Source organism: Parahaliea mediterranea (genome assembly GCF_017255185.1).
Classification (GTDB): domain Bacteria; phylum Pseudomonadota; class Gammaproteobacteria; order Pseudomonadales; family Halieaceae; genus JAFKCZ01.
Map to the genome: position 1 here is coordinate 1 of NZ_JAFKCZ010000021.1, position 22,956 is coordinate 22,956.

The window sequence follows — 22,956 nt, forward strand, 5'->3', positions numbered from 1 at the left end:
AATTACCGTAGTCTTGTTCATGGTCTCCTCCTCATCCCGTGCAGATAGGATGTACATCTCTATCTTGGCGCATCGCGACGCCGTTGGAGAGGGGAGGAGACCATCTCATCGACCAAAAAGCGGCGGAATGAATTCCGCCCTACAAGGACAAGCAGCCCCCCTGTAGGGTCGAATTTATTCGACCAAAAAGCGGCGGAATGAATTCCGCCCTACAAGGACAGGCAGCCCCCCTGTAGGGTCGAATTCATTCGACCAAAAAAGCGGCGGAATGAATTCCGCCCTACAAGGACAGGCAGCCCCCCTGTAGGGTCGAATTTATTCGAACAAAAAAACGGCGGAATGAATTCCGCCCTACAAGGACAGGCAGCCCCCCTGTAGGGTCGAATTCATTCGACCAACCCCAGGCCGGACAATTGCACCCTCACCCACCGATTGGCACCCCGCGTTGATCCGGGGTAGGTCAGGTCTTTTTGGCCCGGCGCGCAGGGGTCGGTGCGAACTCCGCATCCACTTATTGGCAGCAAACCCGCAGCCCACTCGCCCGGACACCCCCCAAACAACCTCACCCAGCCATCAGTATCGCCCGGGTCGACCAACAGAGCCCCGAGGCAACGCCCCCCGCAAGAAGCAACAAGGCAGACGCACCGCATGCCCCGGAGCAGAGGGCCAAAAAGCACCTGGCCTGCGCCGGAGCGACGCAGCGGCCGCCAGGCCGCCTCCGAAATTCCACGCTCCCAAGCCCACTAGGCTTCTAGGTTCCAAGGTTCCAAGGTTCCAAAGCTCCAAAGCTCCAAAGCTCCAAGGCTTCAAGGCTTCAAGGCTCCGAGGCTCCGAGGCTCCAAGGCTCCAAGGCTCCGAGGCTCCGAGGCTCCGAGGCTCCGAGGCTCCGAGGCTCCGAGGCTCCAAGGTTCCAAGGTTCCAAGGTTCCAAGGTTCCAAGGTTCCAAGGCTCCGAGGTTCCGAGGCTCCGAGGTTCCAAGGTTCCAAGGTTCCAAACTTCCAGCCCTGCCCCAGCCCACATAGCTTCAACAACCCAGACAACCCCAGGCCCCGGAAAACCGCCCAAGCCCAAGCCCAAGCCCATAAGATGCAACCACCGCAAGCAAGACCGCCGCCCAACCACCGGGCCAGATACAAAAAGGCCGCCCCATCCAACAATGGGGCGGCCTGCACGGTCGTGAAAAGAACCTACTGGTAGGCCGGCGACATCCGCCCCGGCCGCGCCCGGGAGCCGCCATCGCGCCCCGAGAGTGCCGCCTTGGCCGCTTCCAGGGCTTCCAGGCGCGTGGCGAAAGCGTCATCCCCCGGCGTGCCGCCGTTCAGGCCGTGCAGCACATCCTTCACCTCCGCGCTCATGCCCGCCAGGTACAGCGCCTTGCCGCTCGCCCTCGCGTCCGTCGCAATGGTCTCGATCGCCAGCGCCGCCGACAGGTCCAGGAAAGGCACCCGGGTGAAATCCAGGATCAGGATCCGCGTACCCGGCTCACTGTACTCCCGCACATGGTGCCCCAGGTCCGCCGCCGCGCCGAAGCTCAGCGGGCCGCCGAAATCAAACAGCGACACCTTGTCCTGGGTGGCCTCCAGCAACGCCTTCTCCTCCGGCGAATCCAGGTGCTCCGGCAGGTTCTTCAGCGACTGCACCTGGGTGTTGGCCACCTGGCGCACAAAGGCCAGGGCCGCCAGCACCACGCCGGCCGCCACCGCCGTGATCAGGTCCACGAACACCGTCAGGCCCAGCACCAGCACCATCAACGCCAGGTCCCAGCGCGGTCCCTTGTGGGCGCGCTTCAGGTAGCTCCAGTCGATGATATCCAGGCCCACCTTCACCAGAATGCCCGCCAGCACCGCATGGGGAATATTCGCGGCCAGCGGCCCCAAACCCAGCACGATGGCCAGCAGCACCAGGGCGTGGGTCATGCCCGAAATGCGGCCGCGGCCGCCGGAACGGACATTGACCACCGTGCGCATGGTGGCGCCGGCGCCGGCGATACCGCCCAGCAGGCCGGCCAGGCCGTTGCCGATGCCCTGCCCCACCAGTTCGCGGTTGCTGTCGTGGCGGGTGCGGGTGATATTGTCCGCCACCAGCGACGTCAGCAGGCTGTCGATGGCCCCCAGAATGGCGAGGATCACCGCCGCCTCCGCCACCAGGAACAGGCTGTCGCGATCGAAGGTCGGCAGGTGCAGGCTCGGCAGGCCGCTCGGGATCGCCCCCAGCACCGGCACGTCGAAGGCGGCCAGCGCCAGCAGCGTGCCGAGGATCAGAGCCGCCAGCGGCGCCGGCAGGTAGCGTCCCCAGCTCGAGGGCCAGAGGTAGGTCACCGCCAGCGTGCCCAGGCCCAGGGCCAGGGCCGCGAAATTGATATCTGCCAGGGCCGTGGGCAGGTAGGTGATGGCGCCGATCGGCTCGCCGGGCGGGGCGTGGCCCAGCAGGCGTCCGAGCTGCAGGATGATAATGATCGCGCCGATACCCGACATGAAGCCGGAAATCACCGGGTAAGGCACCAGGCGGATGTATTCACCGATACCCAGCAGGCCAAAAACGATCTGCAGCACACCGGCCAGCATCACCGCGGTGAATACCAGCTCCACATCACCGGAAAGACTGGCGAACAGCCCCGCCAGCACCACCACCATGGGGCCGGTGGGACCGGAAATTTGCGAGGGCGTGCCGCCGGCCAGGGCGGCGAAGAAGCCGAGAACGATGGCGCCGTAGAGGCCGGCCATGGCGCCCAGGCCCGAGGCCACGCCGAGGGCGATGGCCAGCGGCAGGGCCACTACGCCGGCGGTGATACCGCCGGCGATATCCCCGCGCAGGTTGCTGGTATCAAGCTTGAGCACGGCTGCCCCCTTGGCTGCGACCCGAGGGGAGGTCCACTTCGGACAGGGGCACCATGGCGCGGCTCTCGGCGTCGTAACGCAGCACCTCGCCGGTGCCGATGTTGTACAGCCAGCCGTGAAGCGTCACCTTGCCGGCGGCCAGCTTGGCGGCCACTGTGGGGTGGGTGCGCAGATGCTGCATCTGCAGGGCGATATTTTCCATGGTCACGCAGTCCAGGTGCTCCGCCCCCAGCTCCCCGCGCTGCTCCCGCACCACCTCCACCGCGGCGCGGCAGTGGCCCAGCCATTCGCGCACGTGTGGCAGGGATTCCAGGGACTGCGGATTGAGCGCGCCCTTCATGGCGCCGCAATCGGTATGCCCGCAGACGATGATGTGCTCGACACCCAACACCGCCACGGCGTACTCGATGGAAGCGGTCATGCCGCCGGTCTGGTTGCTGTGGGGCGGCACCACGTTGCCGGCGTTGCGGCAGATGAACAATTCACCGGGTTCGGTCTGGGTGATGAGGTTGGGGTCGATGCGCGAATCCGCGCAGGTGATAAACAACACTTCCGGCTGCTGACCGGTGGCGAGCTCGCGAAAGCTGTCGGCCTTGTCGGGGAAAACTTCCCGCTGGAATTTGGCGACGCCTGATACAACGTGATCCATCGTAGCTCCTTGTCGTGAACAGTGAAATATGGACTGGCTTGCTTGGAAAATACGTTACCCTGATAATTTCATAGTTGTATCTGCTATTTCTTGATAAGTTTTAACTATCACAGCCCCGACGAGACAGTTCCCATGCGCGATCCCAACCCCCCGACAATCCGCCAGCTACAGTACTTCGACGCCGTCGCCAGACACCTGAATTACCGCAGCGCGGCGGAGGAACTCGCGATCAGTCAACCCGCCCTGACCGCGCAGATTTCCGCGCTAGAGAACGGTCTCAAGGTGGCCCTGCTTGAGCGCTCCCGCAGCGGCACCCACCTCACCCCGGAAGGCCGGGAATTACTGCCCCACGCGCGGGAAGTCATCGCCGCCATGCGCACCCTGCGCGAACACGCAGCGGTCGCCAGCGAGGGCCACCAGGCCACCTACCGACTGGGAGTGCCGCCCACCCTGGGCCCCTATCTGCTGCCCCATGTCATGCCCGAGTTGCACCAGCGCCACAGCGGCCTGAAACTTTACGTCCGCGAGCAACCGCACCAGATCCTGCTGCAGGAACTGCGCAGCGGCGCCCTGGACCTGGCCATCCTGCCCCTGCCCCTGGACGCGCGGGGCCTGGTCGTCCAGGCCATGTTCACCGAACCCCTGCGCTACGTGATTCCCGCCGACCACCCGCTGGCCGGGCGATCCGTGGTACGCCCCCGGCAACTGCGCGGCGAGAAAGTGCTGACCCTCGAGGCCCAGCACCACATCCACAGCCTGGTCAAGGAGGCCTGCGCCAACCTCGGCGCGGTCATCCAGCGCGACTACGAGGGCACCAGCCTGGACACCCTGCGGCAAATGGTGGTGATGGGCCTGGGCACGGCCTTCCTGCCGGCGCTGTACATCCACTCCGAGATGCACCGGCCGGAAGCCCTGCACGTGTGCGATCTGCAAGGCATGACACTGACGCGTGAACACGGCCTGGCCTGGCGCGCGGGAGCGCCCAGCCGCCACTTCTACCGCCGCCTGTCGTCGGACATCATCGACATCGTCGGCCTGCGGCTGGGCAAGGCGATCAGCCTGGCCGGCAAGTACAAATCCCGCGGCGCGCGCCGCTAAATTTTTGCGTTTTCGAACGGCCATGCCGGGGGATTCGCGGTAAACTACGCGTTTATCTACCGACAGGAGCACCAGGCATGACAGAGATTGTCATCAGCGGCACGGGGCTGTACACGCCGCCGCAATCGATCAGCAATGCCGAGCTGGTCGCCGCGTTCAACCAGTACGTCGACGACTTCAACCGCGACCATGCCGCCGCCATCGAGGCGGGTGAGGTGACGGCGCTGCAGCACTCCTCGGAGGAATTCATCGTCAAGGCCTCCGGCATCCGCTCGCGCTACGTAGTGGACAAATCCGGTATTCTCGACCCGCGGCGCATGGTGCCGCGCATCCCGGAACGCGGTAACGACGAGCCCTCGGTACAGTGCGAAATGGCCGTGGCCGCCGCCCGCGAGGCGATGGCGCAGGCGGGCAAAAGCGCGGCCGACATCGACGCCGTTATCGTCGCCGCCTCCAACATGCAGCGCCCCTACCCCGCCATGGCGGTCGAAATCCAGGCCGCGCTCGGCATCGAGGGCTTCGGCTTCGACATGAACGTGGCCTGCTCGTCCGCCACCTTCGGCATCCAGCAGGCGCGGGACGCGGTGGCCAACGGCAGTGCCCGATGCGTGCTGATGGTCAATCCGGAAATTTGCAGCGGCCACCTCAATTTCCGCGACCGCGACTCCCATTTCATCTTCGGCGACGTGTGCACGGCGGTCATCGTGGAGCGCGGCAACAGCGCCACCAGCGGCGACACCTATCGTATCCTGGATAGCAAGCTGCAAACCATCTATTCCAACAACATCCGCAACAATTTCGGCTTTCTCAACCGCGGTGACGAGAGCGGCATCGGCCAGCCCGACAAGCTGTTCGTACAAGAGGGGCGCAAGGTCTTCAAGGAAGTGTGCCCGACGGTGGCGCGGCAGATGTCGGCACAACTGGAATCCCTCGACATCGCGCCCACGCAGCTGCGCCGCATGTGGCTGCACCAGGCCAACCTGAGCATGAACCAGCTGATCGCCAGGAAAGTCCTGGGCCGCGAGGCCACCGCCGAAGAGGCGCCCACTATCCTCGACGAATACGCCAACACCAGCTCCGCCGGCTCGGTGATCGCCTTTCACAAGCACCGCGCCGACCTGGCCCCGGGCGATATCGGTGTGCTGTGCTCCTTCGGCGCCGGCTACAGCATCGGCAGCGTGGTGCTGGAGAAGCGCTAGAGCATGGCCTCCAGGGCTGCCAGCAACGCCTGGCAGTCCTCCCGCGTACCGATGCTGATCCGCAGGTGCTGGTCGATGCGCGGCTTGTTGAAATAGCGCACGATGATGCCCTGCTCCCGCAGCGCCGAAAACAAGGCTCCCGCCTCCCTCTCGGGGTGACTCGCGAACAGGAAGTTGGCCGCCGAGGGCAGAACCTCGAAACCCAGCTGTTCCAGCCCCTCGCGCAGGAATTCCCGGCTGTCGATCACCTGCGCGCAACAGTCGCGAAACCAGGCTTCGTCTTCCAGCGACGCCAGGGCGGCGCGCTGGGCCAGCACGTCCAGGGGGTAGGAATTGAAGGAGTTCTTGATCCGTCCCAAACCCTCGATCAGGGGCTCCTGACCAAGGGCATAGCCCACCCGCAGCCCGGCCAGGGCCCGCGACTTGGACAAGGTGTGCACCACCAGCAGGTTATCGAATTCCGGCACCAACGCCGCCGCGGATTCTCCACCGAAGTCCACATAGGCCTCGTCGATGACCACCACGCTGTCGCGGTTGCCCTCCAGCAGGCGGCGCACCTCGGCCAGGGCCAGTGGCACCCCGGTGGGCGCGTTGGGGTTGGGCAAAATAATGCCGCCGTTGTCGCGGCGGTAATCCGCAACGTCTACGCTGAAGTCAGCGCGCAGCGGCACGGTCTTGAATTCGACGCCGTAGAGTTGCGCCCAGACCGGGTAAAAACTGTAGGTGATGTCCGGAAACAGAATGGGCGCGGCGTGCTTTAACAGGCCCTGGAAAGCATGCGCCAGGACTTCGTCCGAGCCGTTGCCCACAAACACCTGCTCCGCCCGCAGATCAAAACGGTCCGCTATCGCCTCGCGCAGGGCGACGGATTCCGGGTCCGGATAGCGGCGCAACATGTCGCCGGTCGTCGTGGCGATGGCCCGCATTACCGCGGGCGAGGGATCGAAGGGCGACTCGTTGGTGTTGAGCTTCACCAGCCGCTGGTGGCGCGGCTGCTCACCGGGCACATAGGGTGTCAGTTGCTGCGTGATTGCGCTCCAGAAACGGCTCATATGTACTCCCCCGGCCCCAACAGAGTGGTGAAAAAGTTACGCACAGCTTGAATAACAAACACAAAAAAGCCCGGCATTGCCGGGCTTTTTTGTGTACCGCTCCCGGTGCGGGCGCGCGGTGCGAAGTGGCGTCCCCTAGGGGGTTCGAACCCCTGTTCCCGCCGTGAAAGGGCGGTGTCCTAGACCACTAGACGAAGGGGACGCAGTTCCCGATCACGCTGGATCGGAAGCGCGCTATTGTACTCAGCGCGCCGCGCATTGCAAGCGCGCAACGTACATTAATACTTGAAGCGCGCGTCCAGGATCACACGGTCGTAGGTCAGGGCGCGGGGCTGGCGATCGGCGCCAAATTCATTGTTGATAAACCAGGTCAAGCCGAGCTTCACGCCGCGCTCAAGCGCATACATGCCGTAGAGCTTGTGGCCCCTGCCATCGGTGCCGCCGGCGGCGAAATTGGAGTCGGTGACCAGGCCCAAAGCCGCATCGGCCTCGAGGTCTTCGTACTGGTAGCCCAGCTCCCAGGTGCCGCGCGCCCCGGCCTCACCCAGACGCAAGCCCACCAGCCAACCCCGGTCGAAGTCGTCCGCGGCCAGGTTCTGGACCGCATCGGCATACAGCACCGCCGGCAGCGAAAAGGCGCTGAAATCGAGTGCGGCAAACCACTCCAGCTCCTCGTAGTCATAGCGATAGCGGCACTGCTCGCGCACATCGGGGTCGACGCAACTGAAGGAGTTGCCAAAAAATACGTCCGGACCGCCGAAGAACGGGGCCTCCCCCGCCACCGGGATGTCAAAGTATCCCAGCCCGGTGGTGAGCCGGGCATCGCCCAGGGCGAGCTTGATCCCGCCCTGCAGGCCCGAGGTCGCCTGCTTGTTGTCGGCGACGCTGTCGCTTTCGAGCCAGCTGACCAGCCCGTGGACGAACCAGCGATCCCCCGCCCAACCGGCGCCAATGCCCTCGGGGTTGTAGTCATCGTCCCACAACATCCCGGTATCGCCGGGGCGGTAGAAAGGGTTTTTCATCTTGCCGGCGGTCAGGTAGGCGCCCTCCACCGGCCGCCAGCGCGCGTAGGCCAGGTTCAGGCCCAGGTCCTTGCGCGTGGCACCGCCACCCAGGGTCTGGTTGGCGGATAGCGGGTTGTCGCCGCCGGTGGCGATTTCCGTTGCGACCTCCACATTGCCGGGCAGGCGCGCGGTGATCCGGGCCCGGGCGCGTATGCGATTGCGATCGCGGGTGGCCAGGTCCTCCACGTCGATCTCTTCGTAGCGATAGCGGAAATCCCCGGATAGCTTTATACGCTCGCTCCAGTCCAAAGGCCGCTCACGCGCCGGAGCCACCACCACCGCGGCGCCCTCGACACCGCCCTCGTCCGCCACCAGCTCGCGAAGGTGGGCGTTTTCCCGTTCCAGAGCCTCGACCCGGTCGACAAGCGCCCCCATCTCGGCGCGCAATTGGGCGAAATCGCGCTCGCTGACCGCCGCGGTTGCGGGCGCCGCGGCCAGCGTGCCAGCGATGCACAAACCCATCAGCTGCTTCCTCATGGACCTTTCCCCGTGCTGAAATCATTGATGACGAATTTGCGACAATTTTATGTCATTTTTGTTAAAGCAATGTTACAGACAAATTATTTTTTCAACATGACCCCACACCGGGGCCAGTATCGACGGTGTCCGACAACAATCGGGGAAAAAAGAAGTGGGCGAAACGCCCGAAATAGCGGGAGTCGCGGGGCGCCCTAGGCGCCCCGCTCGGCTTCCTCGACCTGGGCCACCAGCTCGTCCGGCTCGATATGCCGCACATCGAGCCCGCGAACCAGGTAGACGACGTGTTCGGAAATATTGCTCGCGTGGTCCCCCACGCGCTCCAGGCTGCGCAGGGCCCACATCTCATTGAGTACCGGGCCGATGGTGCGCGGGTCCTCCATCATGAAGGTCACCAGGCTGCGCATGGCGCTGGCGTACTCGGTATCCACCGAACCGTCCTGCACGATGGTTTCGACCGCCATGTCGACATCCAGCCGCGCAAAGGCGTCCAGCGACTTGCGCAACATGGACGCCACATGGTTGCCGATGTGGCGGATCTCGACGAAATTGCTCGGCGAGACCCCCTCCTCCGACGCCCGCACCGCCTGCCGGGCGATCTTGGCGGCCTCGTCGCCGATGCGCTCCAGGTCGGTGGTCACCTTGGCGATGGCGAACACCAGGCGCAGGTCGCTGGCGGCGGGCTGGCGGCGGGCGAGGATGCGCGAGCACTCCTCGTCGATACTCACTTCCAGCTGGTTGACCTGCTGGTCGTCCTCGATGATCTGCTCGGCATCGCCGCTGTCGCGGGCCAGCAGGGCCTCCACCGCCCGGCCGATCTGTTGCTCGACCAGGCCACCCATTTCCAGCAGGTGGTTCTTGACCGCTTCCAGTTCGGCGTTGAACTGGGCTGAAATATGTTGCTTGTAGCTATCCTGTTGCAACATCCGGAACACTCCTCACAGGCTGCGTCGCGCAGGCTGCTGGCCGAAGCCTAACCGTAACGACCAGTGATGTAGTCCTCGGTTTGCTTCTGGGCCGGGTTGGTAAAAATGGCATCGGTGGAGTCGAACTCCACCAGCTTGCCCATGTACATAAAGGCCGTCATGTCCGACACACGCGCGGCCTGTTGCATGTTATGCGTAACAATAACAATAGTGTAGCGGGATTTCAGTTCGTAAATCAGCTCTTCGATCTTGAGCGTGGAAATCGGGTCCAGGGCCGAGGCCGGCTCGTCCAGCAGCAATACCTCCGGCTCCACGGCGATGGTGCGCGCGATCACCAGGCGCTGCTGCTGGCCGCCGGACATGCCCAGCGCACTCTCGTGCAGGCGATCCTTCACCTCTTCCCACAGCGCCGCGGCGCGCAGGGACTTCTCCACTACCTCGTCGAGGATGCGCTTCTTGTTGATGCCCTGGATACGCAGCCCGTAGGCGACGTTTTCGTAAACCGACTTGGGAAAGGGGTTGGGCTTCTGGAACACCATGCCGATGCGCCGGCGCAGGTTGGCGACATCGACGCGACGATCGTAAATGTCCTCGCCGTCGAGCAGGATCTGCCCCCGCACCCGGCAACCGTCCACCAGGTCATTCATGCGGTTGATGCAGCGCAGCAAACTGGACTTGCCGCAGCCGCTGGGGCCAATGAACGCGGTCACCCGCTGCTTGGGAATTTCCAGGTTGATATCGTACAGCGCCTGGGCGTCCTGGTTGTAGAACAGGCTGAGCTGGTTCACCGCCAGGCTGGTGACCGGCGGCGCCGCGTCCTCATCCTGCAGCGGGCCGCGACGCAGCGCCTGGATGTCGATGGCGTGGTTTTGCATCCTAGTGTCCTGTCCTAGTTTTCCAGTGATTTGTAGCGTTCGCGCAGGCGATTGCGCAGGTGGACCGCGGTAAAGTTCAGCAGCGCGATCAGAATCACCAACAGCAAGGCGGTAGCATAGACCAGTGGCCGCGCCGCCTCCACGTTGGGGCTTTGGAAACCCACATCGTAGATATGGAAGCCCAGGTGCATGAATTTCTGGTCCAGGTGCAGGTAGGGGTAGTTGCCGTCCAGCGGCAGGGTCGGCGCCAGTTTCACCACCCCGACCAGCATCAGCGGCGCCACTTCCCCGGCGGCCCGCGCCACCGCCAGGATCAGGCCGGTCATCATCGCCGGGCTGGCCATCGGCAACACCACCCGCCACAGGGTCTCGGCGCGCGTGGCCCCCAGGGCGAGGCTGCCCTCGCGAATGGACTTGGGAATACGCGCCAGGCCCTCCTCGGTGGCCACGATTACCACCGGCAGGGTCAGCAGCGCCAGGGTCAACGAGGCCCACATCAGGCCGGGCGTGCCGAAGGTCGGGCTCGGCAGCGCCTCGCGGAACAACAGCTGGTCGATCTCGCCGCCCACAAAATAGACGAAGAAACCCAGGCCAAATACCCCGTAAACAATGGAGGGCACCCCGGCCAGGTTGTTCACCGCCACCCGGATGGTGCGGGTGACGAAGCCCTGGCGGGCGTATTCGCGCAGGTACACCGCCGCCACTACCCCGAAGGGGGTCACCATGATCGACATCAGGATGACCATCAGTACCGTGCCGAACATGGCCGGGAACACCCCGCCCTCGGTATTGGCCTCGCGGGGTTCCGCGCTGAGGAACTCCCAGAGTTTCTTGAGGTACATCCAGGCCTTGTCGGCGGTATCCATGGCGTTGGGCCGGAACGCCCGCACCACCTTGGAGACCGGCAGTTCCACCTCGCGCCCGTCCGCCAGGCGGGCGCCGTAGGTAAAGCCGTCGACGCTGTCATAAAGGGCGTACAACGCTTCCTGCAGCGCCGCGTAGCGCACGTCCAGGGCCGCCCGCTCCGCCGCCAGCTCCGCCTGGGCCGCCGTGTCGAGCGCGCCCTCCAGCTCCAGGGAGCGTTCGCGCAGGCGCAGGCGCTCCATCTGGTAGTTGTTGGCGCCGATCTCGCCGCGCTCGATATCCCCGATCTGTTCACGTACCGCCAGGGTCTCGTCGATCAAGTCCTGGAATGCCCGCCACAGCGCCGCCGGCTCGCCGCTGGCGTCGGCGAGCAATTCGCCGTCGCGGCTGACCGAGATCAGGGTGCCGTAGAAGTTGCCCCACTCCAGGCGCTCTACCACCATGACATGAGCGGGGTAGCGACGCTCACCGAGCTGCTCGTCCAGCACCCACACGAAATCACTGGGGAAAAAATCGCGGTTGCCCTGCTTGATCAGCGAGCGGCCATAGAAGGGCCCCGCCCCCGCGAGTTCGAAGCCGGCTTCGCGCAACTGCTCGCCGGACACCTGGACTTGCTCGACCACCTCACCCAGCAGCACACGCTCCTGCCCCTGGTAGGTGGCGTTCACCAGCATCACGTCCCGCGGCCAGAAGTGGCTGAAGCCGCGCACCGCCAGCAAAAACAACAGGCCGAGCACGGCGACCACGCTGAGGCTCACCGCCGCGGCGTTGAGCCAGATCATGGGCTCGCCGCTCTTGATCCAGGGCAGCAGGCCCCGGCCGCCGCGCTCGTGAATATCCGCAATCGCCATTACAGGGAACCGTATTTGACCCGCAGCCGCTGGCGCACCAGCTCCGCGATGGTGTTGAACACGAAGGTAAACAGGAGCAGCACGAAGGCCGCCAGGAACAGCACCCGGTAGTGCGTGCTATCCACCTCGGCCTCGGGCACCTCCACCGCGATATTGGCCGACAGGGTGCGCATGCCCTCGAAAATATTCGCGTCCATGATCGGGGTGTTGCCGGTGGCCATCAGCACGATCATGGTTTCGCCGACCGCCCGCCCGAGCCCGATCATCAAACCGGAGAAAATGCCCGGACTGGCGGTGGGCAACACCACCCCGACCAGGGTCTGCCAGGGCGTCGCCCCCAGGGCCAGGCTGCCGTCGCTCAGGTGCCGGGGCACGGAGAAAATCGCGTCCTCGGCGATGGAGAAGATGGTGGGAATCACCGCCATGCCCATGGCGATACCCACCACCAACGAATTGCGCTGGTCGAAGGAGATACCCAGCTCCCGGGTGATCCACAGGCGCATGTCGCCGCCGAACAGGGCCAGCTCCAGGGGATCATTGGCGGCGAAACTCAGGTAGCCGATCAGCACCACCACCGGCAGCAAGATCGCCGCGTCCCAGCCCTCGGGCACGCGCCGGCGCAGCATTACCGGCAGGCGGGAGAAGGCGAAGGCGAACGACAATATGCCCAACGGCATGAATACCAGAAGGGCGAATACGCCGGTGAGCTTGTCCTCGATAAAGGGTGCCAGCCACAGGCCGGCGAGGAAGCCCAGGATAACGGTCGGCAGCGCCTCCATCAGCTCGATCATCGGCTTGATCTTGCGACGCAGCGCCGGCGCCATGAAATAGGCGGTGTAGATGGCGCCGCAGATCGCCAGCGGCGCCGCGATCAGCATGGTGTAGAACGCGGCCTTGAGCGTGCCGAAAGCCAGCGGGGCAAAACTGTACTTGGGCTCGAAGTCGTTGTTGGACGCCGAGGACTGCCAGATATGGGCCGGTTCGTCGTAACTCTCGTACCAGACCTCATCCCAAAGCGCCGACCAGGACACGTCCGGGTGCTCGTTGTCCACCGCCCAGTGGGCCAGTTGACCATCGCCGCCGATGTAAATCAGGGCGTCGCCCCGGGGGGCAATGGCCGCGGCGCCCTCCCGCCCGGGCGCGCCCACTTCCCGCGAATACAGGCGACGGTGGGCGGTGGTGTGATAGATCTGCAGCTCGCCGTCGCGGCCCAGGGCCAGGAAGCCCTTGCGCCGGTGCTCGGGAAGGATCCGCGCCACCACCACGCCGCGGGTATCGAAGTCGCGCACGCGGTGGAAGCGGTGCCCGGACTGCTCGTCGCGGACCATGAAGTACTGCACCAGTTCGCCGCGGTCGGAGGCCGCCAGCAGGGAGATGCCGCCCAGCAGCATGGCACTGGTCGACAGCCCCCCGCCGCCCTCGAACAGCTTGCCGGTGGCCGCGATCGCCAGGGCGCCGGCGGCGCCGCTGCGCTGCAGGTCGACCACGGTGAAATCCCCCGCGCTGTCGATGCGGTACAACCAGCGCTGCCCGGAACCGATGAAGAGCGCCGCGGTATCGCCGGCCAGCGTCGGCAGTACCAGGGCCTCCTCCTCCAGCGTGGTTTCACCGGTGAGAAAGCTCTCCTGACGCCGGAAACGGGTGCCGCGCAGGCCCTCGCCAGCCACCTCGCCGACCACGACCAGGGCATCCTCGGTATCGCTGACCGCCAGCGCGGTCACCGCGCCCCGCCCCAGCGACAGGGCCTGGTCGGCATAGGGCCGGGAGAGCTCCGGCGTGATTTCGCGCTCGCCCCCGGGATAGCTGAGCTTGTAATCGTGCCGCGCCAGACTGACCCCGCCATCGGCGTGGCCGAGGGCCAGCAGGCGACTCTGGGGGGCCTCCGCCGCGACCACGGTGACCGCCGCGCGGTCGCCGGCCAGGTCGAGGGTCTCGATCACCGCCCCGGAGGCAATGTCAAAAAAGCGGGCGGCGCCATCGGGAGCCACGGCGAAGCCCACCTCGCCCTGCTCTTCCACCGCGAGATAGGCCGGCACCGGACCGTTCCAGGGCGTGCGCTCCCCGGCCTCAATCCCGGCACCGCTAAACAGGGGCACCACCTCGTACAGCAAATAGAAAAAGATCAGCAGGATGGCCAGCAGTACGCCGGCGCCCCCCGCGGTAATGCCCGCCGTCGCCAGGCGATCCTTGGTGTGCCGCAACCGGGCCCGATGGGCCGGTGCGTATTCGCTGAGCTTGCTCATCTACTCTCTACATCCTGTAGACAATGAAAAAGGGCCGCTGCGGAAGCGGCCCCGCGCGCCGGCCCCGCTTCACAGGTCCAGTTGGGCCTTGACCCGATCCACCACGGCCGGGGGCAGCGGAATGTAGCCATCCTTCAGCACGACCTCCTGGCCCTGCCGCGAATAGACCATCCTGATGAACTCACTCAGCAGCGGCGACAAGGCCTGGTTCGGCGCCTTGTTGATATAAACATAGAGAAAGCGCGCCAGGGGGTAACTGCCATTGACCGCGTTTTCCGGCGTGGCCGCGACGGTGCCGCCGCCCGCCTTTCTGCTCAGGGGCACGGCGCGCACACTGGAAGTCTGGTAGCCGATGCCGGAATAGCCGATACCGTTGATGGAGGTGGATACCGACTGCACAACAGAGGCGGAACCGGGCTGCTCGTTGACGGTGTTTTTAAAATCGCCCTTGCACAGGGCCTCTTCCTTGAAATAACCGTAGGTACCGGATACCGAGTTGCGGCCGAAAAGCTGGATATCCCGCGCCGCCCAGGCGCCCTCCATGCCGAGATCGCCCCAGGTGCCGGCATCGCGCGGCGCCCCGCAGCGGCGGGTGGAGGAAAATACCGCGTCCACCTCGGGGATGGTCAGTCCGGCAATGGGGTTGTCCTTGTGTACATAGACCGCCAGCGCGTCGATCGCCACCGGCACCGCGGTGGGCTTGTAGCCATAGCGGGTTTCGAAGGCTTCGATTTCCTTGTCTTTCATCTTGCGGCTCATGGGCCCGATATTGGCGGTGCCCTCGGTGAGCGCGGGCGGCGCGGTGGACGAGCCGGCGGCCTGGATCTGGATATTGACGTTGGGATAGGCCCGCTTGAATTCCTCCGCCCACAGGGTCATGAGGTTGGCCAGGGTGTCCGAGCCGATGCTGGACAGGTTGCCGGATACCCCGCTGGCTACCCGGTAGTCGGGCAGCTCCCCTGCCCCACCAGCGGCCCAGCCAGCACTTGCGACAAACAGGCCGGCGGCGAGGAACGCCGATTTGACCTGGGCGGTAATTTTGCTCATAACGACTCCGTCCAGCGAAGTGGGTGGCGAGTGGCGCCTACATTAACCGCAATATATGACACTTTTGTGACATTTTTATGCAGAGCGCCGTGAATCGGGGCGGGATTCCATGCCGGAGGCCGGAAACGCCAGGGAAAAGGTACTCCCCACCCCCGGTTTGCTATCCACGCTGAGCTCCGCCCGGTGGGCCGCGGCGACGTGCTTGACGATCGCCAGCCCCAGCCCGGTACCGCCCGTTTGCGACGACCTGCTGTCATCCACCCGGTAAAATCGCTCGGTAATCCGGGGAATGTGGTTCTCGGCGATGCCGATGCCCCGATCCTGCACGCTCAGCAGGCAGTGCTCGCCCCGGCGACGCCACGAAACCGTCACCAAACTGTCATCGTCGCTGTATTTGAACGCGTTGAGGACCAGGTTGGAGATCGCGCTGTGCAGTTCCCGATAATCACCCTTGATGCGATCCCGGGTCTCCAGCTGGATTTCCAGGCGGCGCCCCGGATGGGAGGTCTGCAATTCGTCGGCGAGCTCCTCCAGCAGCGCCACCATATCCACCATTTCATACTTGTCCTGGCTGCGCACGCTCTCGATGCGGGACAGCCACAGCAGATCCTTGAGCAGGTTCTCCATGCGCCCGGCCTGCTGCTCCATCTGCTGGAGGGGGCGCACAAAGCGCCGGTCCAGCTGATCGCTGTTGGCCAGAATGGTATCCAGGTAGCCCTTGATCACCGTCAGCGGCGTCCGCAGTTCGTGGGACACATTGCCGACGAAGTCGCGACGCATCTGCTCCAGTCGCGCCATCTTGGTAATGTCGCGCACGAACACCAGGCGATCGCCGGCCCCGAAGGGTGTCACCTCACACTGCAACACCTGCTGCGTTTCGCCGCTCAGGCGCAACTGCAGGGGTTCCGCGTACTGCCCCGCGAGGAAATACTTGTGGAATTCGGGAATGCGCACCAGATTCAGCAGCGACTGCCCCCGGTCGCGCGGGTATTGCAGCCCCAGCAAGTGCTGGGCCGCGGCGTTGCTCCACTCAATGGCGCCACCCTCGTCCACCATGACCACGCCATCGCGCATGGCGGCGAAGGAGTCCTGCAGGTAATCCACCATGGACTGCAGCCGGGCGTAGCCCTCACGATTGCGCCGCTGCAGGTGGTAAATCTGGTCGTAGACCTCGCCCCAGATACCCAGGCCCTCGGGGGGGGACTGCTCCGGGTCCTCCAGCCAGCGGCGAATGCGCAGCAGCTGGTGGAGCCAGTGGGCAGCGTAGACCACCGTCACCAGGGCGACACCGACAAAGGGCCGGTCGAACAGCCAGCCGATAGCGGCGCCGGCCAGGATCAAGAGGCCGAGCCGCTGGACCTCCAGCAGCCAGCTTCCGGGCAATCTCACCGCGCCGGAACTCCCCTGCTCGAAAAGCGGTAGCCGGTACCGCGAACCGTCTGGATCAGGTTGCTGTAGTCGGCGGTGGCGGTTTGCAGGGCCTTGCGCAGGCGCCGGATATGCACGTCGACCGTGCGCTCCTCGACATAGACATTGGCGCCCCAGACCTGGTCCAGCAACTGGTTGCGGGTGTAGGCCCGCTCGGGGTGCGACATGAAGAACTGCAACAGATTGAACTCGGTGGGCCCCATGTCCACCGGCTCGTCGGCCAGGAAGATGCGGCGGCTCTCGCCGTCCAGCACCAGGTCGGCAACCTGGATACGGTCGGTCTGGTCGCCGCCGGACACCCGCCGCAGCAGCGCCTTGATGCGGGCAATCAACTCCCGCGGGGCGAAGGGCTTGGTGATGTAGTCATCGGCCCCCACGTCCAGACCCTGGATCACATTGTCCTCCGCGGTTTTGGCGGTGAGCATGACCACCGGGATATCGCGGGTGGTATCGTTGCGCTTGAGGCGGCGCAGCATCTCCAGGCCACTGCCCCCAGGCAGCATCCAGTCCAGCAGAATGATGTCGGGGCGCTCGTCCACTACCAGGGTAAAAGCCTCGTGGATATTCTCGGCCTCCAGACAGCGGAACTCGGCGATTTCCAGCGCCATCCGCAGCATGTCACGAATGGCGAATTCGTCGTCGACGATCAGCACCTTGCGTTCATTCATCGGTCATTCATCCCTAACGCTCCGTTGATAGTGCGCAGGCTGTTTCGCAACAGCCCGTCAGGGAGCCTATTAGATGATGAAATTATGACATTCTCGTGACAAACGCGAGATATTCCTGTTTCGGATTGCCGCAGCCCCCGCTACCGCAGGCTGTGATTGATATTCTGCAGCACCTTGTTGCCCGGGCAGAGATCCTCCTCCCCCAGGCCGTTCAGGGGCCGCCGGCTGGTATCGAGCACCTCGTGCAGGTCCCGCGAATCCTTGTCCATGTAGATCAGGCCGGTGAGGATGCTGCCCGCGGCGCGGTGACGCTCCAGCGCCAGCATGGCGGAGGCGCGATCGAAGGGGTCCAGGTCCTCGGCCAGCTTGTGCAGGTGCAGCACCGAACCGTCGTGCATGGTCACTTCCTGGCTGTGGCCGGGCTCGTAGCTGGTGGTGATCTCCTCGCGCATGGGCACGAAGTCCACGGTTCCGGTGGCCTCGGCGTGTTCGCGCACGAACTCGTAGCTCTTGGTGGAGGCGTCGTTGTTGTTGAAGGTCACGCAGGGCGACACCACGTCGATCAGGGCAAAGCCGCGGTGGGTCATGCCCGCCTTGATCAGCGGCACCAGCTGGCCCTTGTCGCCGGAGAAGCTGCGCGCCACGAAGGTGGCGCCAAGCTGCAGCGCCAGGCCGGGCAGGTCAATGGCGCCGAAGGGGTTGGGATCGCCCTTCTTGCTCGCCGAACCCTCGTCGGCGGTGGCCGAGTCCTGCCCCTTGGTCAGGCCGTAGCAGCCGTTGTTCATGACGATATAGACCATGTTCAGGTTGCGCCGGATGGCGTGGGTGAACTGGCCCATGCCGATGGAGGCCGTGTCGCCGTCGCCGGACACCCCGAGGTAGAGCAGGTCGCGATTGGCCATCGCCGCGCCGGTGGCCACCGAGGGCATGCGCCCGTGCACCGAGTTGAAGCCGTGGGACTTGCCCAGGAAATAGGTCGGCGCCTTGGAGGAACAACCGATCCCCGAGAGCTTGGCGATCTTGTGGGGCTCGATGGACAGCTCGTGGCAGGCGCGCACGATGGAGCCGGAAATGGAGTCGTGGCCACAGCCGGCGCAGAGGGTGGATATGGCCCCCTCGTAGTCCGCGCGGGTGTAGCCCAGCTCGTTGACCGGCAGCTCGGGATGGCGAAACTTCGGTACCTGGTAACTCATGCTCTGTTCTCCCCCTGCCCGGTGCCGCCCACGATGCGCTCGCGGCGCAGCGGGGTCACGTTGTGCCCCGGCATTTGCATCAGGATCTGTTTGCGGATGTTGCGCGCGCTGATCGGCGTGCCGTCGAAACACAGCACCGATTTCAGCTTGTCCGGCCCCAGTTCGAACTCGGCCATCAACAGGGTGCGCAACTGGGCGTCCCGGTTCTGCTCGATCACGAAAACCCGCTCGTGTTCGTGCAGGAAGGCTTCCACCTCGTCGCTGAAGGGGAAGGCGCGCACGCGCATGGCGTTGAGGTGGATACCCTCTTCGGCCAGGTAGTCCAGGGCCTCGCGCGAGGACTCCTCGCTGGTGCCGTAGTACAGCACCGCGGCGTCGGTGGCCTGTTCGCAGCGCACGGTCTCCGGCGCCGGCACGTGCTGCTTGATGGTCTCCCACTTGGCCATCAGGCGGTGCATGTTCTTCTCGTACTCCTCGCCGCGCTCGGTGTATATCGCATACTCGTCCCGTGACGTGCCGCGGGTGAAGAAGGCGCCCTTGTCCGGGTGGGTGCCGGGATAGGTGCGATAGCAGATGCCGTCGCCGTCCACGTCGAGGTAGCGGCCGAAGCGCTCGAGTTTGTCGAGATCCTCCGCGCCCAGCACCTTGCCGCGATCGTACTTGCGCTCGTCGTCCCACTCCAGGGGCTCGGACATGTTGTCGTTCATGCCCAGGTCGAGATCGGTCATCAGGATGATCGGTGTCTGCAGGCGCTCCGCCAGGTCGAAGGACAACGCGCCGAAATCGAAACACTCCCTTGGCGTGGCGGGAAACAGCAGCACCTGTTTGGTGTCGCCGTGGGAGGCATAGGCCGCCGACAACACGTCCGACTGCTGGGTGCGGGTGGGCATGCCGGTGGAGGGCCCCGCGCGCTGCACATCGTACAGCACGGTGGGAATCTCGGCGAAATAGGCCAGCCCCAGGAACTCGCTCATCAACGACAGGCCCGGACCGCTGGTCGCGGTGAAGGCCCGGGCGCCGTTCCAGCTGGCGCCGATCACCATGCCCATCGCGGCCAGTTCATCCTCCGCCTGCAGGATGGCGTAGTTTTTCTTGCCGGTGCCCGGGTCGATGCGCAGGCGCTTGGCATAGCGCTCATAGGCGTCCACCACCGAGGTGGAGGGCGTGATCGGGTACCAGGCCGCGACCGTGGCGCCGCCGTAGATGGCGCCGAGGCCGAGGGCGGTGTTGCCATCGAGCAGGATTTTGTCGCCCACCTGGTCGCTCTTGCGCACGCGAATGCCGATCGGGCACTCGAGGTTGGCCTTCACGTACTGGTGCCCGAGCTCCAGGGCATGGATGTTGGGCAGCACCAGCTTTTCCTTGCCCTTGAACTGGTCGCCGACCAGCTCGGTAATCACCGCAAAGTCCATGTCCAGCAGCGCCGCCAGGGCACCGACATAGATCACGTTCTTGAACAGCTGGCGCTGGCGCGGGTCCTTGTACTGCTCGTTGCAGATCCGGGTCAGCGGCAGGCCGATAATATTGACGTCATTGCGGATCAGGCGCAGGTCCAGGGGCTTGGTGTTGTCGTAGATGAAATAGCCGCCCGGCTCCACTTCCTTGATATCCTGGGGCATGCTCTGGGGATTCACCGAGAGCATGATGTCCACCCCGCCGCGGCGCCCCAGGTAGCCCTTCTCGCTGACCCGCACCTCGTACCAGGTGGGCAGGCCCTGGATGTTGGAGGGGAAGATGTTCTTGGGACTGACCGGCAGCCCCATGCGGAACAGCGCCTTGGCGAACAGGTTATTGGCACTGGCGGAGCCGGTGCCGTTCACATTGGCGAATTTGATGACGAATTCGTTGACCGCTTCCAGGGACTTCATGCTGACACTCCCCCTGCCTGCTGGGCTTGCCCCGCCTTGGTCACATTGTAGAGAAACTTCTGCATGTCCCAGGCGGTGGTGGGACAGCGCTCCGCGCACAGGCCGCAGTGCAGGCAGACGTTCTCGTCCTTGACCATCACCCGGGTGGTGGGCAGCACCTCGGAGACATAGAGATCCTGCGCCAGGTTGCCGGCGGGGGCGCTGAGCCGGGCGCGCAGTTCACTCTCCTCGGCGTTGTCGACGAAACTGATGCAATCGGTCGGGCAGATGTCCACGCAGGCGTCGCACTCGATGCAGCGCGACTCCTCGAACACAGTCTGCACGTCGCAGTTGAGGCAGCGCTCGGCTTCCTTGAAACCGGTATCCTGGTCAAAGCCCAGCTCCACTTCCACCCGGCGGTCGCCCAGGGCCTTGTCCAGCGGCGCCAGGGGCACGATATAGCGCTGGTCGGCCTCCACGGCGTTGTCGTAGCTCCACTCGTGAATGCCCATTTTCTGGCTCAGCAGGTTGGTGCGCGGCGGCGGCCGGTCGGCCACCGACTCGCCGCGGCAGAACAGGTCGATACTGATCGCGGCCTGGTGGCCGTGGGCCACCGCGGTAATGACGTTCTCCGGACCGAAGGCTGCGTCGCCACCGAAAAACACCTTGTCGTTGCTGGACTGGAAGGTAGTGGTATCGACCACCGGCATGTCCCACTTGTCGAACTCGATACCCAGGTCGCGCTCGATCCAGGGGAAGGCGTTCTCCTGGCCGATGGCCATCAGCACGTCATCCGCCTCCATGAACACCCAGTCCTCGCCGGTGGGCACCAGGCTGCGCTTGCCATTCTCGTCGTAACGGGCCTCGACCTTCTCGAAATACATGCCCTTGAGCACACCGTCCTCCACCACGAATTCCTTCGGGGTGTGGTTGTCGTAGATGGGAATGCCCTCGTGCATGGCGTCTTCTTTTTCCCAGGGGGAGGCCTTCATGTCGGCGAAGGGACTGCGCACCACCACCCGCACGTCGTCACCACCGAGCCGCTTGGAAGTCCGGCAGCAATCCATGGCGGTATTGCCCCCGCCCAGCACCAGCACTTTCCTGCCGACACTGTCGACGTGATCGAAGGCCACGTTGGCCAACCAGTCGATGCCAATGTGCACGGCGTCGCCGGCCTCCTCCAGGCCCGGCAGGTTGAGGCACTTGCCCCGGGGAGCGCCAGTGCCGACGAACACCGCGTCGTACTGCTTGTCGAGGATGTCGCGCAAGCTGGTGACCTCGAGGTCGAAGAACGTGGTCACTCCCATGTCGAGGATGTAGTTCACTTCCTCGTCGAGCACCTCGATGGGCAGGCGGAAGGACGGGATCTGGCTGCGCATCATGCCGCCGCCGGCCACCTGGTTGTCGTAGATATCGATGTCATAACCCAGCGGCATCAGGTCACGGGCCACGGTCAGCGACGCCGGACCGGCGCCGATACAGGCGATGCGCTTGCCGTTTTTCTCCGCCGGGACCTGGGGCAGGCGATCGGCGATGCTGCCCTTGTTGTCCGCCGCCACCCGCTTGAGGCGGCAAATCGCCACCGGCTCCTCTTCCACCCGGCCGCGGCGGCAGGCGGGCTCGCAGGGGCGGTCGCAGGTACGGCCGAGCACGCCGGGAAACACGTTGGATTCCCAGTTGACCATGTAGGCGTCGGTGTACCGCTGGGCGGCGATCAGGCGAATGTACTCTGGTACCGGCGTGTGGGCGGGACAGGCGAACTGGCAGTCCACCACCTTGTGAAAGTACTCGGGATTGGTGACGTCGGTTGGTTCCACGGCAGCGCTCTACTCCTGCGCGGTGACACTACCCCGCGCATCGTTATAGGCCCGTGACGGGCCGTTTTAAAAATATTCTGTTAACAAGTTTGTCATAGCTGCTTACGCATTTCACCCGCGAGTGGACGTAATTACTATGCAATACAACAGCTAAGGAGTATTTGTACCGCGGCGCGCGGCATATTAAACCGGGCCGCCGTGAAGCCGGGAAGCGAAAAGCGGGGGCTAGAACAAGCCGAAGAACCAACCGTCGTCCTGCAGCTCCTCCTCGCAGGCGGCGAGTTGGGTGGTGTAGCGCGACGCGCGCGTTTTGACCTTGCCGGCGACCTTGCGCAGCCAGGCCTTGCTGCGGTAGCTGCCACGGTTATAACCGCCGTGGCCCTCGTGGTAGGCGAGGTAAAGGTGGTAGGCGTCGTTGCGGGCAATGCCGCTGCGCTTCCATGACTGGTGGTTGTACCAGCCGATGAAATCGATGGCGTCGCCAAAGTCGTCGCGGTCCGCGCCGTAGCGCCCGGCGTCGCGCTTGTAGCCTTTCCAGGTGGATTTCAGGGCCTGGCTGTAGCCGTAGGAATCCGACGGGCGCGGCCCGGGAATGAATCCGAGGATTTTCTTGCGCGGCGGCTTGGCCTTGGCCACGAATCGCGACTCCTGGTGCATGATCGCCATCATCACCGGAATGGGACTGCCCCACTCGTCGCGGGCGTCGGCGGCCTCGTCGTACCAGTCGCCCTTTTCGAAGAAGATACTGCAGATGTTGTCGACATTGCGCGGCGTGGACGTGGTGCAACCTCCCAGAGCCACCAGCATCAGGATCAGGCAGA

Annotated in this window: 17 protein-coding genes and 1 tRNA gene; 2 read left to right on the forward strand and 16 right to left on the reverse strand. The window is 64.7% G+C overall.

Annotation, left to right across the window (positions count from 1 at the left end; translation table 11 throughout):
* Window positions 1–1,187 precede the first annotated feature (1,187 nt).
* Window positions 1,188–2,837 carry a SulP family inorganic anion transporter gene (locus JYP50_RS20310; protein ID WP_206562402.1) on the reverse strand — a complete coding sequence of 550 codons (1,650 nt, stop codon included), beginning with the start codon at window positions 2,835–2,837 and terminating at the stop codon, window positions 1,188–1,190.
* Window positions 2,824–3,486: a carbonic anhydrase gene (locus tag JYP50_RS20315; RefSeq protein WP_206562403.1), complete on the reverse strand. Its 663-nt coding sequence runs from the start codon at window positions 3,484–3,486 to the stop codon at window positions 2,824–2,826. The genes JYP50_RS20310 and JYP50_RS20315 overlap by 14 nt, the downstream gene beginning before the upstream one ends.
* Window positions 3,487–3,618: 132 nt before the next feature.
* Between JYP50_RS20315 and JYP50_RS20320 the strand changes: the two genes are divergently transcribed.
* Together JYP50_RS20320 and JYP50_RS20325 are read left to right on the forward strand one after the other, a co-directional pair.
* Window positions 3,619–4,584: a hydrogen peroxide-inducible genes activator gene (locus JYP50_RS20320; RefSeq protein ID WP_206562404.1), complete on the forward strand. Its 966-nt coding sequence runs from the start codon at window positions 3,619–3,621 to the stop codon at window positions 4,582–4,584.
* A gap of 77 nt (window positions 4,585–4,661) precedes the next feature.
* Window positions 4,662–5,783, forward strand: coding sequence for a beta-ketoacyl-ACP synthase III (locus tag JYP50_RS20325; RefSeq protein WP_206562405.1), 1,122 nt, complete (start codon window positions 4,662–4,664; stop codon window positions 5,781–5,783).
* Here the strand turns inward: JYP50_RS20325 and hisC are convergent.
* The 14 genes from hisC to JYP50_RS20395 form a co-directional block, all read right to left on the reverse strand.
* Window positions 5,780–6,835, reverse strand: a complete 1,056-nt coding sequence (gene hisC, locus JYP50_RS20330; RefSeq protein WP_206562406.1) for a histidinol-phosphate transaminase — start codon at window positions 6,833–6,835, stop codon at window positions 5,780–5,782. The two genes, JYP50_RS20325 and hisC, sit on opposite strands and share 4 nt — an antisense overlap.
* 126 nt (window positions 6,836–6,961) lie before the next feature.
* Window positions 6,962–7,037 (reverse strand) — tRNA-Glu (locus JYP50_RS20335).
* Window positions 7,038–7,113: 76 nt separating this feature from the next.
* Window positions 7,114–8,376, reverse strand: a complete 1,263-nt coding sequence (locus JYP50_RS20340; protein WP_206562407.1) for a putative porin — start codon at window positions 8,374–8,376, stop codon at window positions 7,114–7,116.
* A gap of 194 nt (window positions 8,377–8,570) precedes the next feature.
* Window positions 8,571–9,302: a phosphate signaling complex protein PhoU gene (gene phoU / locus JYP50_RS20345; protein WP_206562408.1), complete on the reverse strand. Its 732-nt coding sequence runs from the start codon at window positions 9,300–9,302 to the stop codon at window positions 8,571–8,573.
* Window positions 9,303–9,349: 47 nt separating this feature from the next.
* The gene (gene pstB / locus JYP50_RS20350; protein WP_206562409.1) at window positions 9,350–10,177 is read right to left on the reverse strand and encodes a phosphate ABC transporter ATP-binding protein PstB; all 828 of its coding nucleotides are present in this window, start codon (window positions 10,175–10,177) and stop codon (window positions 9,350–9,352) included.
* 14 nt (window positions 10,178–10,191) lie between these two features.
* A complete protein-coding gene (pstA, locus tag JYP50_RS20355) occupies window positions 10,192–11,892 on the reverse strand; it encodes a phosphate ABC transporter permease PstA (protein WP_206562410.1) in 1,701 nt (566 codons plus the stop codon).
* Window positions 11,892–14,135, reverse strand: a complete 2,244-nt coding sequence (locus JYP50_RS20360; RefSeq protein WP_206562411.1) for an ABC transporter permease subunit — start codon at window positions 14,133–14,135, stop codon at window positions 11,892–11,894. The genes pstA and JYP50_RS20360 overlap by 1 nt, the downstream gene beginning before the upstream one ends.
* A gap of 69 nt (window positions 14,136–14,204) precedes the next feature.
* Window positions 14,205–15,182, reverse strand: a complete 978-nt coding sequence (locus JYP50_RS20365) for a PstS family phosphate ABC transporter substrate-binding protein (RefSeq protein ID WP_206562412.1) — start codon at window positions 15,180–15,182, stop codon at window positions 14,205–14,207.
* Window positions 15,183–15,257: 75 nt separating this feature from the next.
* On the reverse strand, window positions 15,258–16,571 hold the full coding sequence (gene phoR, locus JYP50_RS20370) for a phosphate regulon sensor histidine kinase PhoR (protein ID WP_206562413.1): 1,314 nt from the start codon (window positions 16,569–16,571) through the stop codon (window positions 15,258–15,260).
* On the reverse strand, window positions 16,568–17,278 hold the full coding sequence (phoB, locus tag JYP50_RS20375; protein WP_206562414.1) for a phosphate regulon transcriptional regulator PhoB: 711 nt from the start codon (window positions 17,276–17,278) through the stop codon (window positions 16,568–16,570). Before phoB ends, phoR begins: the two co-directional genes overlap by 4 nt.
* Before the next feature lie 140 nt (window positions 17,279–17,418).
* A complete protein-coding gene (locus tag JYP50_RS20380; protein WP_206562415.1) occupies window positions 17,419–18,471 on the reverse strand; it encodes a 2-oxoacid:ferredoxin oxidoreductase subunit beta in 1,053 nt (350 codons plus the stop codon).
* A complete protein-coding gene (locus tag JYP50_RS20385) occupies window positions 18,468–20,339 on the reverse strand; it encodes a 2-oxoacid:acceptor oxidoreductase subunit alpha (RefSeq protein ID WP_206562416.1) in 1,872 nt (623 codons plus the stop codon). Before JYP50_RS20385 ends, JYP50_RS20380 begins: the two co-directional genes overlap by 4 nt.
* Window positions 20,336–22,135: an FAD-dependent oxidoreductase gene (locus JYP50_RS22215; protein WP_206562417.1), complete on the reverse strand. Its 1,800-nt coding sequence runs from the start codon at window positions 22,133–22,135 to the stop codon at window positions 20,336–20,338. The genes JYP50_RS20385 and JYP50_RS22215 overlap by 4 nt, the downstream gene beginning before the upstream one ends.
* A 225-nt stretch (window positions 22,136–22,360) precedes the next feature.
* Entirely contained in the window at window positions 22,361–22,942 is a 582-nt protein-coding gene (locus JYP50_RS20395; RefSeq protein ID WP_206562449.1) for a transglycosylase SLT domain-containing protein, read from the reverse strand.
* Window positions 22,943–22,956 lie beyond the last annotated feature (14 nt).